The sequence below is a fragment of the Ottowia sp. genome (assembly GCF_046348305.1).
In the GTDB taxonomy this organism is placed as follows: Bacteria; Pseudomonadota; Gammaproteobacteria; order Burkholderiales; family Burkholderiaceae_C; genus Ottowia.
Map to the genome: position 1 here is coordinate 43,235 of NZ_JAXMEM010000009.1, position 13,243 is coordinate 56,477.

Here is a 13,243-nt window from a genome sequence, read left to right on the forward strand (position 1 = left end):
GTCACTGGCCGGCCGGCCGATCGCGGCCCGGCTGATCCCAACTGGACGAAGCGCGCAACAGCCGCTCCAGGTCGCGCCGCGCCTTGCCGGCACCGGCCTTGTCCAGGTCGGCCGGGAAACGCATCATCCAGTGCCCCATCGGATCGACCAGGTACAGGTGCTCGTTCAGGGCGTGGCCCGCGGCCGGTTGCAGCCACTGCGCCAGGGCCGCCTCGGGCACGCGCAGCACCGTGGCCTGGTGCAGGGCCGGCTTGAGCGCGTCCCGCACCGGCTGCTCGTCGTCGATCAGCCAGACCCAGTCCACCCGGTCCTTTTCCTTGCCCAGGCCTTCGCGCACCTGGCGCTGCAGGTACAGGTTGCTTTCGCAAAGGGCGTCGCAGGCGCCGCCCGCCACGCTGACCAGCAGCCACTGCCCTTTCAGGCCGGTCAGGGGCACCGGCTTGCCGTCCAGGTCGGTGGCGGTCAGCGCAGGCAGGGGACGTTGCGGATCGATCAGGGCGCCGAAATTGGTGTGCGCCTGCGGGCGAATGACGAAATAGCTGAAGTACGAGGCGGCCACCGGCGCCGCGCACACCAGCGCCAGCAGCAGCATCTGCCAGCGGCCCGCGCGCGTGCGCCGCGCATCCTGCGCCAGCGCCTGGGCGGGCGAAGGCATGGCGTGCACCGTCAGGCTGAGCGGATCGGGAGCGGCGCGCTCGGCCTCAGTGGCCGGATTGGCCGCGCCGGGTTGAACGAAAAGGTCTGACAACTTGGAACCAGAAAAAGAGCCCGCCCATCAGGGCGCACAGGCTGAACCATTGAAATGCATAGCTGAGGTTCTTGTCGGCCCCGCTCGTGGGGGACGGCCAATCACGCGTCAGGCCATCGCTGGGCGGGCCGACCTGCTGCACCATCAGCGCAGCCAGCGGCAAACCGGATTCGCGGGCATACGCCTGCAAGTCGACATTTTGCCGGATCGGGCCGGGCGACTCGGCGCCAAGGGCAAAGAACGAGGGCACGTGGTCGACCAGGCGGCCGCGCAGCTCGACCTCCGAAGCCGGGGTCTGCACCGGCGGCAGCACGCTGCGGTCGTCAAAATTGCGCGGCGCCCAACCCCGCACCACCAGCACCACGTCGGAGCGGGCCTCCAGTTGCAGGGGGGTGAGGACGTAAAAACCGGCCTTCTGGTCCATCACGCGGTTTTCCAGGTAGATGCTGCGGCCGGCAAGCCAGTGTCCGCGCAGCGTGATCGAGCGGTGCATCAGGGCGGCCGCCTGCGCCGGGCTCGACGCCGCCAGCAGGGCGCCGACATCGGCGTCGGGCAGTCGCTCGGCCGCCTGCGCAGCCGCCAGCATCGCCTGCTTTTCGTCCGCGCGCGACAACTGCCAGCGCCCCAGCGCGCCGGTCAACGCCATGCCGGCCAGGGTGATCACCAGCAGGACCAGCCGCCGCAAGCTCACAGCAGCACCCTGCGCGCTGCGCGCTGCGGGGTTCGCGCTTGGGAGCGGCCCGGCGCGCAAACGGAACCACCCCTCCGCGCTGCGCGCTGCGGGGTTCGCGCTTGGGAGCGGCCCGGCGCGCTCACGGAACGGCCCTCAACGGCGGGATAATGCCGCGCATGAAGTCCCTGTTTGTCGCCCTGGCCTTCGTGGGCATCCTCGCAAGTCTGGCATCTGCGCTGTTTTTCATGATGCGGCGCGGCGATGGCGAAGACGGCCAGGATGGCAACGACCCGAGGCGCGCGCGCGGCATGTTCTGGTCGCTGGCGCTGCGCGTGGGGCTGTCGGTGCTGCTGTTTCTGTGCATTTTGCTGGCCTGGAAGATGGGCTGGGTGCAGCCCACGGGCTTGCCGATCAAGCCTTGATGGATTGTGCGACTTCCAAGCAAAAGAGCGCCCGGGGGCGCTCTTTTTGATGGTGCCGAGAAAAATGGAGAGTACTACATCCAGTACACGAAGAGGTACAGGCCCAGCCACACCACGTCCACGAAGTGCCAATACCAAGCCGCGCCCTCGAAACCGAAGTGGTGTGTGGGCGTGAAGTGCCCTCTCATCAGCCGCAGGGTGATGAACAGCAGCATCAGCATGCCCACCAGCACGTGAAAGCCGTGAAAGCCGGTGAGCATGAAGAAGGTCGAGCCATACATGCCGGAGGCCAGCGTGAGGTTCAGCTCGGTGTAGGCGTGGTGGTATTCATAGCCCTGCACGAACAGGAAGCACACGCCCAGCAGCACCGTGGCCCACATGAAGGTGATGCAGCGCGCGCGATGGCCAGCTTGCAGCGCGTGGTGGGCAATGGTCAAGGTCACGCCCGAGGACAGCAACAGCGCGGTGTTGATGGTGGGCAGCCAGAACGGCCCCATGGTCTGGAAGGGCTCGATGGTGCCGGCCGGCGAGGTGGTCGCGCCGGCGACGGTGCCCGGCCACACGGCCTTGAAATCGGGCCACAAGAGCGCGTTGGCAAGGTTGCCCAGCTCCGGCACCGAACGCACATGCGCCCACCACAGCGCGGTGAAGAAGGCGCCGAAGAACATGACCTCGGAGAAGATGAACCAGCTCATGCTCCAGCGGTAGGACACGTCGACCTTGCGGCTGTAAAGGCCGCCTTCGCTCTCGCCGATGCTGTCGTGAAACCAGCGCGAGAGCGTGAACAGCCAGCACACCAGCCCGGCCAGCAAAATCCACTCGCCGGTGGCCATGTGGTTGATCCACAGCGTGCCGCCGATGATCATCAAAAACAGCCCGATGGCCGCCATGATGGGATGCCGCGATGGGTGCGGTACGAAGTAATACGGCGCCGTGCCGCTTGCGGTGCTGCTCATCTCAACGTCACTCCTATGCTCTCTTGACTTGTCGCTTGTCTTGCTCGGCTCTGCGCTTGTCGTCACGCCCCGGCCGCCACCCATCGAACCACGCCGACGAGCACCCCGATGAAAACCAGAAAAACCACGAACCCCGCCAGCACCAGGTGCGCCACGTTGGTGCGCGCCTGGTCGGCCTGGTGCGCGCTGGCCTTGCGGATGCCGATCAGCCCCCAGGCGACGACCTTCAGCGAGCGCAGAAACGACGGCGCGGCCGCAGGCTCGGGCGGCGGCTGCCGCGGCACGGGACTCTGGCTCATGCCCCGCTCCGCACGGGTTGCGCCAGGTGCGCGCTGGTGGTGTCCGGCGCGGCCGGAATCTTGCCGCCCACCTCGAAGAAGGTATAGGACAGCGTGATGGTCGTCACGTCCTTGGGCAGGCGCGTGTCGATGACGAACACCACCGGCCATTCCTTTTTCTCGCCCGGGTCCAGCGTGTACTGGTTGAAGCAGAAGCACTCCAGCTTGTTGAAGTGAGGCGCGGCCTGGCGCGGCGCGTAGCTGGGTATCGCCTGGGCCGACATGCGGCGGTCCTGCACGTTCTGAAACTCGTACATCACCGTGGCCATCTCGCCCGGGTGCACCTGGATCGATCGCTGCGCCGGCTTGAACTTCCAGGGGCCGTGCGCGTTGGCGTCGAACTCCACGGTGATCGTGCGGCTGGTGTCGACCTGGGTGTTCTTGCCAGCCCCGCGCGCCGCATTGCCGGGCACATCCTGCTCGGTGCGCGCCAGAATGTTGATGCCGGTGACCTCGCAAATGGTCTTGTACAAGGGAATCAGCGAGTAGCCGAAGGCAAACATGCCGGCGGCCACCACCGTCAGCTTGCCCACCATCTTGAGGTTTTCGGTTCGCAGTCCCACTTGGCGCCACCTGCTCAATGACCGAGCAACATGTAACGACGCAGGACGAAGCCCACCAGCAGCACCAGCACCACGCCAGCCAGGGTCAGGCCCAGGCGCACGTTGCGCCGGCGCAGCTCCCGCTGCTCGGGGGTTTCCTGCGGTTTGATCATGACGGCGGGGTTCACGTCTTTGTCTCGGGCCCGGATCAGCCGATCACGCGCGTGGCGCTGGCGTCCAGCTTGGGCGGGTTCTCGAAGGTGTGGAAGGGCGCAGGCGATGGCACTTCCCACTCCAGGCCTTCGGCGCCTTCCCACGGGCGCTGTGGGGCTTTTTCGCCCTTGCCGCGCATGGCGGGCAAGGCCACGGCAAAGAAAAAGTACACCTGCGCGGCACCGAAGAAGAAGGCGCCGATCGACGCGATCATGTTGAAGTCGGCGAACTGCATGGGGTAGTCGGCGTAGCGGCGCGGCATGCCGGCCAGGCCCAGGAAGTGCATGGGGAAGAAGGCCACGTTGAAGGAGATCATCGACCACCAGAAATGGATCTTGCCGCGCGTCTCGTTGTACATCACGCCGGTCCACTTGGGCGACCAGTAGTAATAGGCGCCGAAGATGGCGAACAGCGAACCGGCCACCAGCACGTAGTGGAAGTGGGCAATGATGTAGTAGGTGTCCTGGATCTGGGTGTCGATCGGAACGATGGCCGGGATGACGCCGGTGAAGCCGCCGATGGAGAACACGAAGATGAAGCCCACGGCCCACAGCATGGGGGTTTCAAACGTCATGGAGCCGCGCCACATGGTGGCCGTCCAGTTGAACACCTTCACGCCCGTGGGGATGGCGATCAGCATGGTGCCGTACATGAAGAACAGCTGGCCCGTGACCGGCATGCCGACGGTGAACATGTGGTGCGCCCACACGATCATGGACAGGGTGGCGATGGCGGCGATCGCATACACCATGGAGGTGTAGCCGAACAGCCGCTTGCGCGCGAAGGTGGGCACGATCTGGCTGATCATGCCGAAGGCCGGCAGGATCATGATGTAGACCTCGGGGTGGCCGAAGAACCAGAAGATGTGCTGGAACATCACCGGATCGCCGCCGCCGGCGGGGTTGAAGAAGCTGGTGCCGAAGTGGCGGTCGGTCAGCGTCATGGTGATGGCGCCGGCGAACACCGGCATCACGGCGATCAGCAGGTAGGCGGTGATCAGCCAGCTCCAGCAGAACATGGGCATCTTCATCAGCGTCATGCCCGGCGCGCGCATGTTCAGGATGGTGACGATGATGTTGATGGCGCCCATGATGGAAGAGGCGCCCATGATGTGCAGCGAGAAGATGGCCGCGTCCAGCGACATGGGCATTTGCGCCGTCAGCGGCGCGTACAGCGTCCAGCCGCCGGCGGGCGCGCCGCCGGGCATGAAGAAGGTGGACGCCAGCGTGATGCCGGCGGGCACCAGCAGCCAGAAGCTGAGGTTGTTCATGCGCGCGAACGCCATGTCCGAAGCGCCGATCTGCAGCGGGATCATCCAGTTGGCAAAGCCCACGAAGGCCGGCATGATGGCCCCGAACACCATGATCAGGCCGTGCATGGTGGTGAACGAGTTGAACATCTCGGGGTTGACGATCTGCAGGCCCGGCTCGAACAGCTCGGCGCGGATCAGCATGGCCAGCGTGCCACCCAGCATCAGCATGGTGAAGGAGAACAACAAGTACATCGTGCCGATGTCCTTGTGGTTGGTGGCGAACACCCAGCGGCGCCAGCCGGTCGGCGCGCCGTGGTGATCGTCATGGGCGTGGTCGGCGTGGCCGGCATGGGGCGATGGGAGTACTGCGCTCATGGAGGATTCTCCGGATAACTGACTTGATCGATGGAACGGTGGGCTGGGCCTTGGCGGCGAAACCGCTCAACCGCCGGCCGGAAACTTGCCGGCGCGGGCCGCGGCGAACTCGGCCGGCTGAATGATCTGGCCCGTCGCGTTGCTCCAGTGGTTCTTGGTGTAGGTGACGACGGCCGCCAGCTCCGTGTCGGACAGCTGCTTCCATGACGGCATGGCGCCGTTGGCACGGCCTTCCAGCACCACATGCATCTGCTCGGCCGCTGGGCCCTTGACGATGGCGCTGCCGTCCAGCGCCTTGATGGCGCCGCCGCCCTTGCCGCTTTCCTGGTGGCAGGCCGCGCAGTTGGCGGCATACACCTTGGCGCCACGCGCCTCCAGATCGGCCAGGGTCCAGACCTTGCTGGGATCATCGGCCGCGGCGGCCATTTTCTTGTTCTGCTCTTGCACCCAGGCGGTGTACTCCTCTTGCGGCAGCACCTTCACGTGGATGGGCATGTAGGCGTGTTCCTTGCCGCACAGCTCGGCACACTGGCCGTAGTAGTCGCCCACCTTCTCGGCGCGAAACCAGGTGTCGCGCACGAAGCCGGGAATGGCGTCCTGCTTGACGCCCAGCTGCGGCACGAACCACGAGTGGATCACGTCGTTGGCGGTGGTGATGACGCGCACCTTCTTGTTGACGGGCACCACCAGCGGGTTGTCCACCTTCAGCAGGTAGTTGTCGCCCGCGGGCTTGCCGGCGTCCGACAGCGCGCGCTGCGTGGAGTCGAGCGTGGACAGGAAGGCAATGCCCTGGCCCTCGCCGACCAGGTAGTCGTAGCCCCACTTCCACTGGTAGCCGGTGGCCTTGATGGTGAGGTCGGGGTTGGTGGTGTCCTTTTGCGCGATGATGACTTTGGTGGCCGGTGCGGCCATGCCGATCACGATCAGGAAGGGCACCACGGTCCAGGCGATCTCGACGCCCAGCGATTCGTGAAAGTGCGCCGCCTTGGCGCCGCGCGACTTGCGGTGGTGCCAGATGGAGTACGACATCACGCCGAACACACCAACGAAGATGATGGTGCAGATGATCAGCAGCATCCAGTGCAGGTCGTACTGGGCCTGCGCGATCTGGGTGACGCCGGGGGTCAGGTTGAGCTGATTGACGCCCGGCCCCCCGGGCAGATCGTTCACCTGGGCCGCTTGCGCGGCGGTGGCGGCCCAGGCCGTCAGCGCGACGGCGGCACGGCCAGGAGCGCCGGCCAAGGTCTTTTCAATGCTCTTCATCGTGTCACGTCTTCCACAAACACAAACTTTCATGCGCCCGGTCATGGGCCGCGGCCCACCACGAAACGGGCTCGCACGGCCAATCGTCGGTGATCGCCCACCAAGGCGCCAGCGGGGCAAACCCGCAACGCCCGGCCGTCACGCATGGATGCAAACAAGTTTAACCGACTTGCAACCCCAATCCGGGAACTTTGTGATCTGGCTCAACTCTCTGGCGGGGTTTGTGGCGCATCGCGCAACGACGCGCGGGTGCGGTGCACCGTCAGGCCCTCGCGCGGGGCGCGGCGCTGGGCCGATGGCTTGAGCGCGTGGCCGTAGACGATCTCGAAGCTGAGCGCCAGGGGCCCATCGCCGCCCGCGCGCAAGCGCTCGCCCAGCGCCGCCTCCAGCCGCCGGCGCCAGGCGGGCGTGCGCAGCCCGGCAAAACGCTGCGGGTGCAGGTTGCGCCCCAGCCCGCGCAGCTCGGCCAGCAGGCGCGCGGGGGTGTCGAAGGTGAGCGTGATGCGCTCCATGTCCATCACCGGGTCGGCAAAGCCGGCCATGGCCAGTTGGTCGCCCCAGTCGTGCATGTCGGTGAATTCCTGCGCGGGCGGCGGCCAGCCCCGCTCGGCATACAGGGCGCGCAGCTCGCGCAGCGTGTCGGGGCCGAAGCAGGAGAACATCAGAAAGCCGTCGGGCGCCAGCGCGCGCCGCCAGCGCGCCAGCAGGTCGCGCGGATCGGCGGCGTGGTGCGCGAGCATGTTGGCCCAGAGCAGTTGCACGCCGCCCTCGGGGGGCTCGGCCAGCACCTGCACCTCGGGCGCGCGGGCGCTGGGGACGAGGCGTCGCCACCAGCTTTTTGCTTCTGATTTTGTAGCGCCCTGCACTTGTCCTGCCTGGGTACGGACCTCAATGCACTGCGCATCCGGATAATGCGCCGCCACCAGCGCACGCGCTTGCGCGTCGCCGCCCAGCGGCTCCCAGTGCGCCCAGCGCGCCACGGGCAGGCGAATCCAGGGCAGGCGCTCGGCCATGCGCCGCGCCACCTCGTCGTGCAGCCAGGGCGCGGCGGCGTGCGGCAGGGCCGCCCAGCGCCGGGCGGCGAGCGGGTCGATGGTGGGGGGTTGATCGGTCGGCATGGAAAGGGGGCAGTATATTGACCAGCCCTCTCACACGCGATCGACCATGGCCCGGCTGTCCACGCGCCTTTTTGACCTGCGAGGCTGGCCCAGCCAGTGTGCCGTGTGCCGCGCCTGGCCGGCGCACGCGGTGTGCACCGCCTGCGTGGCGCGCTTTGCGCCGCTGCGCGCGCGCTGCGACCGCTGCGCACTGCCTGTGACGCCCGGCGTGCGCCGCTGCGGCGCCTGCCTGTCGAACCCGCCGCCGCTGGACGCCTGCCTGGCCGCCGTGGGCTTCGAGTGGCCCTGGGCCGGGCTGATTGCCCGGATGAAGTTTCAGCAGGACATCGGCCTGGCCGATGCGCTGGCCACCCTGCTGCGGCGCACGCCGGGCGTGGCCGAGGCGCTGGCGCAGGCCGACTGGCTGGTGCCCATGCCGCTGGCCCCTGCGCGACTGGCCGAGCGCGGTTACAACCCCGCCCTGCTGCTGGCGCGACGCCTGCCGCCCGCGCGCTGCCTGACCGATGGCCTGCGGCGCGTGCGCGACACGCCGCCGCAGCGCGGCCTGACGCGCGCCGAGCGCCAGCGCAACGTGCGCGGCGCGTTTGCCGTCCATGGCCCGCATGCGGCGGCGCTGCGCGATCGGCGCGTGGTGCTGATCGACGATGTGATGACCACCGGCGCCAGCCTGCACGAGGCGGCCCGCGCGCTGCGCGCTGCCGGCGTGGTGCACATCACCGCGCTGGCCCTGGCGCGCACCGAGTTGCCTGCTTGAAGCGCCAGCGACAATCGCCGCATGTTTCACATCGTCCTGGTCGAGCCCGAAATCCCGCCCAACACCGGCAACGTGATTCGCCTGGCGGCCAACACCGGGTGCGATCTGCACCTGATCGAGCCGCTGGGTTTTTCGATGGACGACAAGCTGCTGCGCCGCGCCGGGCTGGACTACCACGAGTACACCGCCGTGCGCCGGCACGCCGACTGGGACGCCTTCATCGCCGCCATGCAGCCCGACCCGGCGCGCCTGTTTGCGCTCACCACCCAGGGCACGCGCAGCGTGTACGAGACCGCGTTTGCGCCCGGTGACTGGCTGGTGTTTGGCGCCGAGACGCGGGGCTTTTCAGCCGCGCTGCGCGCCCGTCTGGCCCCCGCGCAGCAACTGCGCCTGCCCATGCGGCCGGATCAGCGCAGCCTGAATTTGTCCAACGCCGTGGCGGCGTGCGTGTTCGAGGCGTGGCGGCAAAACGGGTTTGCCGGGGCCGCTCAGGTGTAGTAGCGCGCGACGGTTTCGGCCACGCACACCGGCTTGTCGGCGCCCTCGCGCTCGATGGTGTTCTTCCACACCAGCTGCTGGCCGCCCTCGACGGGCGTGGCCTCCAGCAGCGTCATGCGCGAGCGCAGGCGGCTGCCCACCGGAACGGGCGCCATGAAGCGCACCTTGTTCAGGCCGTAGTTGACGCCCATGCGCACGTCGCCCACCTTCAGGGTGCGCTGCGAAAAACCCGCCACCAGCGACAGCGTGAGAAAGCCGTGCGCGATGGGCGCGCCAAAGGGCCCGGCGGCGGCGCGCTCCACGTCGACGTGGATCCACTGGTGGTCGCCCGTGGCGTCGGCAAACTGGTTGACGTGCTCCTGGGTCACAGTGTGCCAGTCGCTCACGGCCACTTCCTGGCCGACGCAGGCGACCAGCTGGGCAAGGGTGTCGAAGGTTTTCATGGGGGCAATTTAGCGGGGTTGGCCAAGGAAGCGAGTCATGCGTGCGACTGATCGAGCCAGCGGCACAGGCCCTGCCACTGCTCCAGGTCGCGCTGCACGCGGCCGGGCGCGACGTCGAACAGCGTCAGGCCGCGCGCGGCCAGATGCACGTAGTTTTGCGTGGGCCGCAGTTGCGCCAGCACGGGCAGGCCCAGATCGTCGGTGAACTGGCGCAGCTGCTCGGCCGCCAGGGTGCGCTCGTCCACGCGCATGCCCACCAGGCCGATGTGCTGCGGGCCGGCGCCCTTGAGTTCGCGCAGCTCGTCGATGAATTCGCGCGTGGCGTAGATGTCGAAGATGCTGGGCTGCAGCGGCACCAGCACGCGGTCGGCCAGGCGCAGCGCGTCCTTCAGTTGCAGGCCGCGCAGGCCGGCGGGGGTGTCCAGCACCACGTGGGTGGTGCCCTTGGGCGGGCGCACGATGAAGTCGCGCTGCACGTCCCATGCGGCAATCGGCCGCGCCGCCTCGGGGCGCAGGCCCAGCCACAGGCGCGCCGACTGCTGGCGGTCCACGTCGCCCAGCATGACGGCGTGGCCGCGGCTGGCCCAGTAGCCGGCCACGTTGGTGGCCAGCGTGGACTTGCCCACGCCGCCCTTGGGATTGGCGATGACGACCACCGGCATGTTCGGACCTCCTCGACGCTTGTTTGTGCAATGGATCGACGCCATGGTAGCCAGCTATATAAAATGTAGCTGCCACCGTCCACCCGAAACCGCACACGCCATGGAACTGATGCAACCCCTGCCCCCGTTCTGGGGCGACAAGCTGCGCATGGCGCTGGAATGGGCCGCCACGCTGGCCTTTGCCCTGTCGGGCGTGATCGAGGCAGCGCGCAAGCGGCTGGACGCCGTGGGCGTGTGCGTGGTGGCCTTTGCCACGGCCTTTGGCGGCGGCACGCTGCGCGATCTGCTGCTGGACCAGCGGCCCTTCTTCTGGGTGCGGCACGTGGAGTTTTTGTGGGCGCTGCTGGGGCTGTGCGTGGCCGCCGTGCTGTTCATGCGCCAGCGGCACCTGGCGCCCACCGAACGCGCCATCCTGTGGCCAGACGCGTTGGGGCTGGGCCTGTTCACCGCCGTGGGGGTGGACCTGGCGCTGGCCGTCGGCGAGCCCCCGCTGGTGGCCGTATTGATGGGCGTGGTCACCAGCGTGTTCGGCGGCGTGCTGCGCGACGTGCTGTGCAACGAGATCCCGCGGGCGCTGAACGACCACCGACCCTACGCGCTGTGGTCGTTTGCCGGCGGCTGGCTGTTCGTGGGCCTGCACCAGCTGGGGCTGGCGCCCTGGCTGGTGCTCACCGTGACCGTGGTGGTCACGGCCGGCGGGCGGCTGCTGTCGGTGGGCCGCGGCTGGGCCGTGCCGGGCTGGCGGCGGTGACAAGAAACACCCCCAGTCTTCACTCGCTGCGCGATGGCATGCCCGGTGCTCGCCGCCAGAGGCGGCGGCCCTTCGGTCTGTCCAGACCTGCGCAGGCAGGTCTGGAGCCGCAGACCTCAGCCCCCTTGCAGGGGGCCGAGCCTGCGCACAAAAGGTCCGGTGGACCTTTTGTTGGCTGGCGAGGGGCCGGGCCACTGGCCCGGCGCGGCCTGCAAGGCTCGCCAGTGACCGGGGAGACCCCGGCCACGGCGATCGCTGGCATGGCCTGCTGCGCGGCCATTCGGCTCTTTGGGTTTCATGCGCTGCGGGCGGCGCGCAGCGCCATGGAACGCTGATATGGAACATGCTCCCCCTTGGCTCGTCAACAGCTTTATTTACCTGGCCGCCTCGGTGCTGGCGGTCACGCTCTCGCGCGCCGTCGGGCTGGGCGCGATCATCGGCTACCTGGTCGCGGGCATCGTGATCGGGCCCTGGGGCCTGGGGCTGATTGCCAACGTGCAGGACATCCTGCACTTTGCCGAGTTCGGCGTGGTGCTGATGCTGTTCCTGGTGGGCCTGGAGCTGGAGCCGCGGCGCCTGTGGAGCCTGCGCCGGCCCATCTTCGGCTGGGGCAGCGTGCAGGTGCTGGCCTGCGCGCTGGCCATCACCGCCGCCGCGCTGGCGCTGGGCGTGGCCTGGCGCACCGCCCTGGTGGCCGGGCTGGGGCTGGCGCTGTCGAGCACGGCGATTGCGCTGCAGGTGATGGACGAGCGCAACCTGATGCGCACCTCCACCGGCCAGGCGGGCTTTTCCATCCTGCTGTTCCAGGACGTGGCGGCGATCCCCATCCTGGCGTTGCTGCCGCTGCTGGCGCTGGCGGTCGGCGCGCACGAGGCCGCCAGCCCCGGCGCACGCTGGCTGGAGGCGACCAAGACCGTGGCCGCGATCGCCGCCATCGTGCTGGGCGGGCGCCTGCTGCTGCGCCCGGCGCTGCGCTGGATCGCGCGCAGCGGCTCGACCGAGCTGTTCACCGCCGCCGCGCTGCTGCTGGTGGTGGGCATCGCCAGCCTGATGCAGTGGGTGGGCCTGTCGATGGCGCTGGGCGCCTTTCTGGCCGGCGTGCTGCTGGCCGAAAGCGAATACCGGCGCGAGCTGGAGACCGACATCGAGCCCTTCAAGGGCCTGCTGATGGGCCTGTTTTTCGTCGCCGTCGGCATGAGCATCGACTTTGGCGTGCTGCTGGGCTCGCCATGGCTGATGCTGGCGGTGCTGCTGGGTTTTCTGGCGCTGAAGGTAGGGGTCATCGGCGCGCTGGCGCGGGTGCTGAAGCTGCCGATGCAGGAGCGCCCGGTGTTCACGCTGCTGCTGGCGCAGGGCGGTGAATTCGCCTTCGTGGTGTTTCGCGCCGCGGCCGACGCCAACGCGCTGCCGGCGGCCACCGCCTCGCTGCTGGTCGGCGCCGTGGCGCTGTCGATGCTGGCAACGCCCCTGGCGCTGGTCGCCGTGGACCGCTGGCTGTTGCCGCGCTATGCCGACTGCGGCCGCCCGCCCGCACCGCAGGAGCTGTCGGAGCCGCAGAACGCGCCGGTCATCATCGCCGGCTTTGGCCGCTACGGCCAGATCGTCAGCCGCCTGCTCAGTGCCGAGGGCGTGCCCGTGACGGTGCTGGACCACGACGCCGAAATGATCGAGGCGGCGCGCACGTTCGGCTCGCGCGTGTTCTACGGCGACGCCACGCGGCTGGACCTGCTGCGCACCGCCGGCGCCGCGCAGGCGAAGATCCTGGTGCTGGCCGTCGATGACGTGGAGCAGTCGCTGGCCATCGTCGATCTGGCGCGCCAGCACTTTCCCCAGCTCGAACTGGTCGCTCGCGCCCGCGACGTCACGCACTGGAACCAGCTGCGCGACCGCGGTGTGATGCGGGTGGAGCGCGAGCTGTTCGAGGCCAGCCTCAAGAGTGGGCGCAGCGTGCTGGAGCTGCTGGGCGCCAGCGCCGAGGCGGCGCGCTTCAGCGCCGACCGCTTTCGCCGCCACAACCTGGCGCTGTTCGAGCAGATGCACCCCCACTACAAGGACCGCGCCAAGCTGATCTCGGTGGTGGTGCGCGGGCGAATGCAGTTCGAGGAACAGCTGGCGCAAGAGCGCGCGCAGGCCGCGCTGGCGGCCACGGCCAATGCGCTGCCAGCGATCCCGCCCGCCGACCCGGTCGAGCGGGATTTAACATGAAATCCGCGCGCAGCCCTTTTGTGGCCTGCG

16 protein-coding genes are annotated in these 13,243 nt (G+C 68.5%); 5 read left to right on the forward strand and 11 right to left on the reverse strand.

Going from position 1 to position 13,243, the window contains the following annotated elements:
- Position 1 precedes the first annotated feature (1 nt).
- Together U1F38_RS11930 and U1F38_RS11935 are read right to left on the reverse strand one after the other, a co-directional pair.
- Complete coding sequence (locus tag U1F38_RS11930; protein WP_409987472.1) at positions 2-655, reverse strand: SCO family protein; 654 nt, start codon at positions 653-655, stop codon at positions 2-4.
- Between the two features lie 46 nt (positions 656-701).
- Positions 702-1,439: an SURF1 family protein gene (locus U1F38_RS11935; RefSeq protein WP_409987292.1), complete on the reverse strand. Its 738-nt coding sequence runs from the start codon at positions 1,437-1,439 to the stop codon at positions 702-704.
- A 158-nt stretch (positions 1,440-1,597) separates the two neighbouring features.
- On the opposite strand from U1F38_RS11935, the gene U1F38_RS11940 reads away from it, so the two are divergent.
- The gene (locus U1F38_RS11940) at positions 1,598-1,843 is read left to right on the forward strand and encodes a twin transmembrane helix small protein (protein WP_409987293.1); all 246 of its coding nucleotides are present in this window, start codon (positions 1,598-1,600) and stop codon (positions 1,841-1,843) included.
- Positions 1,844-1,917: 74 nt separating this feature from the next.
- Here U1F38_RS11940 and U1F38_RS11945 read toward each other — a convergent pair whose 3' ends face one another.
- The 7 genes from U1F38_RS11945 to U1F38_RS11975 form a co-directional block, all read right to left on the reverse strand.
- Positions 1,918-2,799, reverse strand: a complete 882-nt coding sequence (locus U1F38_RS11945) for a cytochrome c oxidase subunit 3 (protein WP_409987294.1) — start codon at positions 2,797-2,799, stop codon at positions 1,918-1,920.
- 62 nt (positions 2,800-2,861) lie between these two features.
- Positions 2,862-3,098 (reverse strand): DUF2970 domain-containing protein, encoded by a 237-nt coding sequence (locus U1F38_RS11950; RefSeq protein WP_409987295.1) that lies wholly within the window; start codon positions 3,096-3,098, stop codon positions 2,862-2,864.
- Positions 3,095-3,700, reverse strand: a complete 606-nt coding sequence (locus tag U1F38_RS11955; protein ID WP_409987296.1) for a cytochrome c oxidase assembly protein — start codon at positions 3,698-3,700, stop codon at positions 3,095-3,097. The genes U1F38_RS11950 and U1F38_RS11955 overlap by 4 nt, the downstream gene beginning before the upstream one ends.
- Positions 3,701-3,714: 14 nt before the next feature.
- Positions 3,715-3,867 (reverse strand): cytochrome oxidase small assembly protein, encoded by a 153-nt coding sequence (locus tag U1F38_RS11960; RefSeq protein ID WP_409987297.1) that lies wholly within the window; start codon positions 3,865-3,867, stop codon positions 3,715-3,717.
- A gap of 20 nt (positions 3,868-3,887) precedes the next feature.
- On the reverse strand, positions 3,888-5,519 hold the full coding sequence (ctaD, locus tag U1F38_RS11965; protein ID WP_409987298.1) for a cytochrome c oxidase subunit I: 1,632 nt from the start codon (positions 5,517-5,519) through the stop codon (positions 3,888-3,890).
- Positions 5,520-5,585: 66 nt separating this feature from the next.
- Complete coding sequence (coxB, locus tag U1F38_RS11970) at positions 5,586-6,782, reverse strand: cytochrome c oxidase subunit II (RefSeq protein ID WP_409987299.1); 1,197 nt, start codon at positions 6,780-6,782, stop codon at positions 5,586-5,588.
- Between the two features lie 203 nt (positions 6,783-6,985).
- Complete coding sequence (locus tag U1F38_RS11975) at positions 6,986-7,900, reverse strand: biotin synthase (protein WP_409987300.1); 915 nt, start codon at positions 7,898-7,900, stop codon at positions 6,986-6,988.
- Between the two features lie 46 nt (positions 7,901-7,946).
- On the opposite strand from U1F38_RS11975, the gene U1F38_RS11980 reads away from it, so the two are divergent.
- Both U1F38_RS11980 and U1F38_RS11985 read left to right on the forward strand, forming a co-directional pair.
- A complete protein-coding gene (locus U1F38_RS11980) occupies positions 7,947-8,654 on the forward strand; it encodes a phosphoribosyltransferase family protein (RefSeq protein WP_409987301.1) in 708 nt (235 codons plus the stop codon).
- A 21-nt stretch (positions 8,655-8,675) separates the two neighbouring features.
- A complete protein-coding gene (locus U1F38_RS11985) occupies positions 8,676-9,152 on the forward strand; it encodes a tRNA (cytidine(34)-2'-O)-methyltransferase (protein ID WP_409987302.1) in 477 nt (158 codons plus the stop codon).
- Here the strand turns inward: U1F38_RS11985 and U1F38_RS11990 are convergent.
- Both U1F38_RS11990 and U1F38_RS11995 read right to left on the reverse strand, forming a co-directional pair.
- On the reverse strand, positions 9,143-9,595 hold the full coding sequence (locus tag U1F38_RS11990; RefSeq protein WP_409987303.1) for a MaoC family dehydratase: 453 nt from the start codon (positions 9,593-9,595) through the stop codon (positions 9,143-9,145). The genes U1F38_RS11985 and U1F38_RS11990 overlap by 10 nt on opposite strands.
- 35 nt (positions 9,596-9,630) lie before the next feature.
- Positions 9,631-10,257 carry an AAA family ATPase gene (locus U1F38_RS11995; RefSeq protein ID WP_409987304.1) on the reverse strand — a complete coding sequence of 209 codons (627 nt, stop codon included), beginning with the start codon at positions 10,255-10,257 and terminating at the stop codon, positions 9,631-9,633.
- A gap of 100 nt (positions 10,258-10,357) precedes the next feature.
- On the opposite strand from U1F38_RS11995, the gene U1F38_RS12000 reads away from it, so the two are divergent.
- Both U1F38_RS12000 and kefC read left to right on the forward strand, forming a co-directional pair.
- Positions 10,358-11,008 carry a trimeric intracellular cation channel family protein gene (locus U1F38_RS12000; protein WP_409987305.1) on the forward strand — a complete coding sequence of 217 codons (651 nt, stop codon included), beginning with the start codon at positions 10,358-10,360 and terminating at the stop codon, positions 11,006-11,008.
- Between the two features lie 336 nt (positions 11,009-11,344).
- On the forward strand, positions 11,345-13,213 hold the full coding sequence (gene kefC / locus U1F38_RS12005) for a glutathione-regulated potassium-efflux system protein KefC (protein WP_409987306.1): 1,869 nt from the start codon (positions 11,345-11,347) through the stop codon (positions 13,211-13,213).
- Positions 13,214-13,243 lie beyond the last annotated feature (30 nt).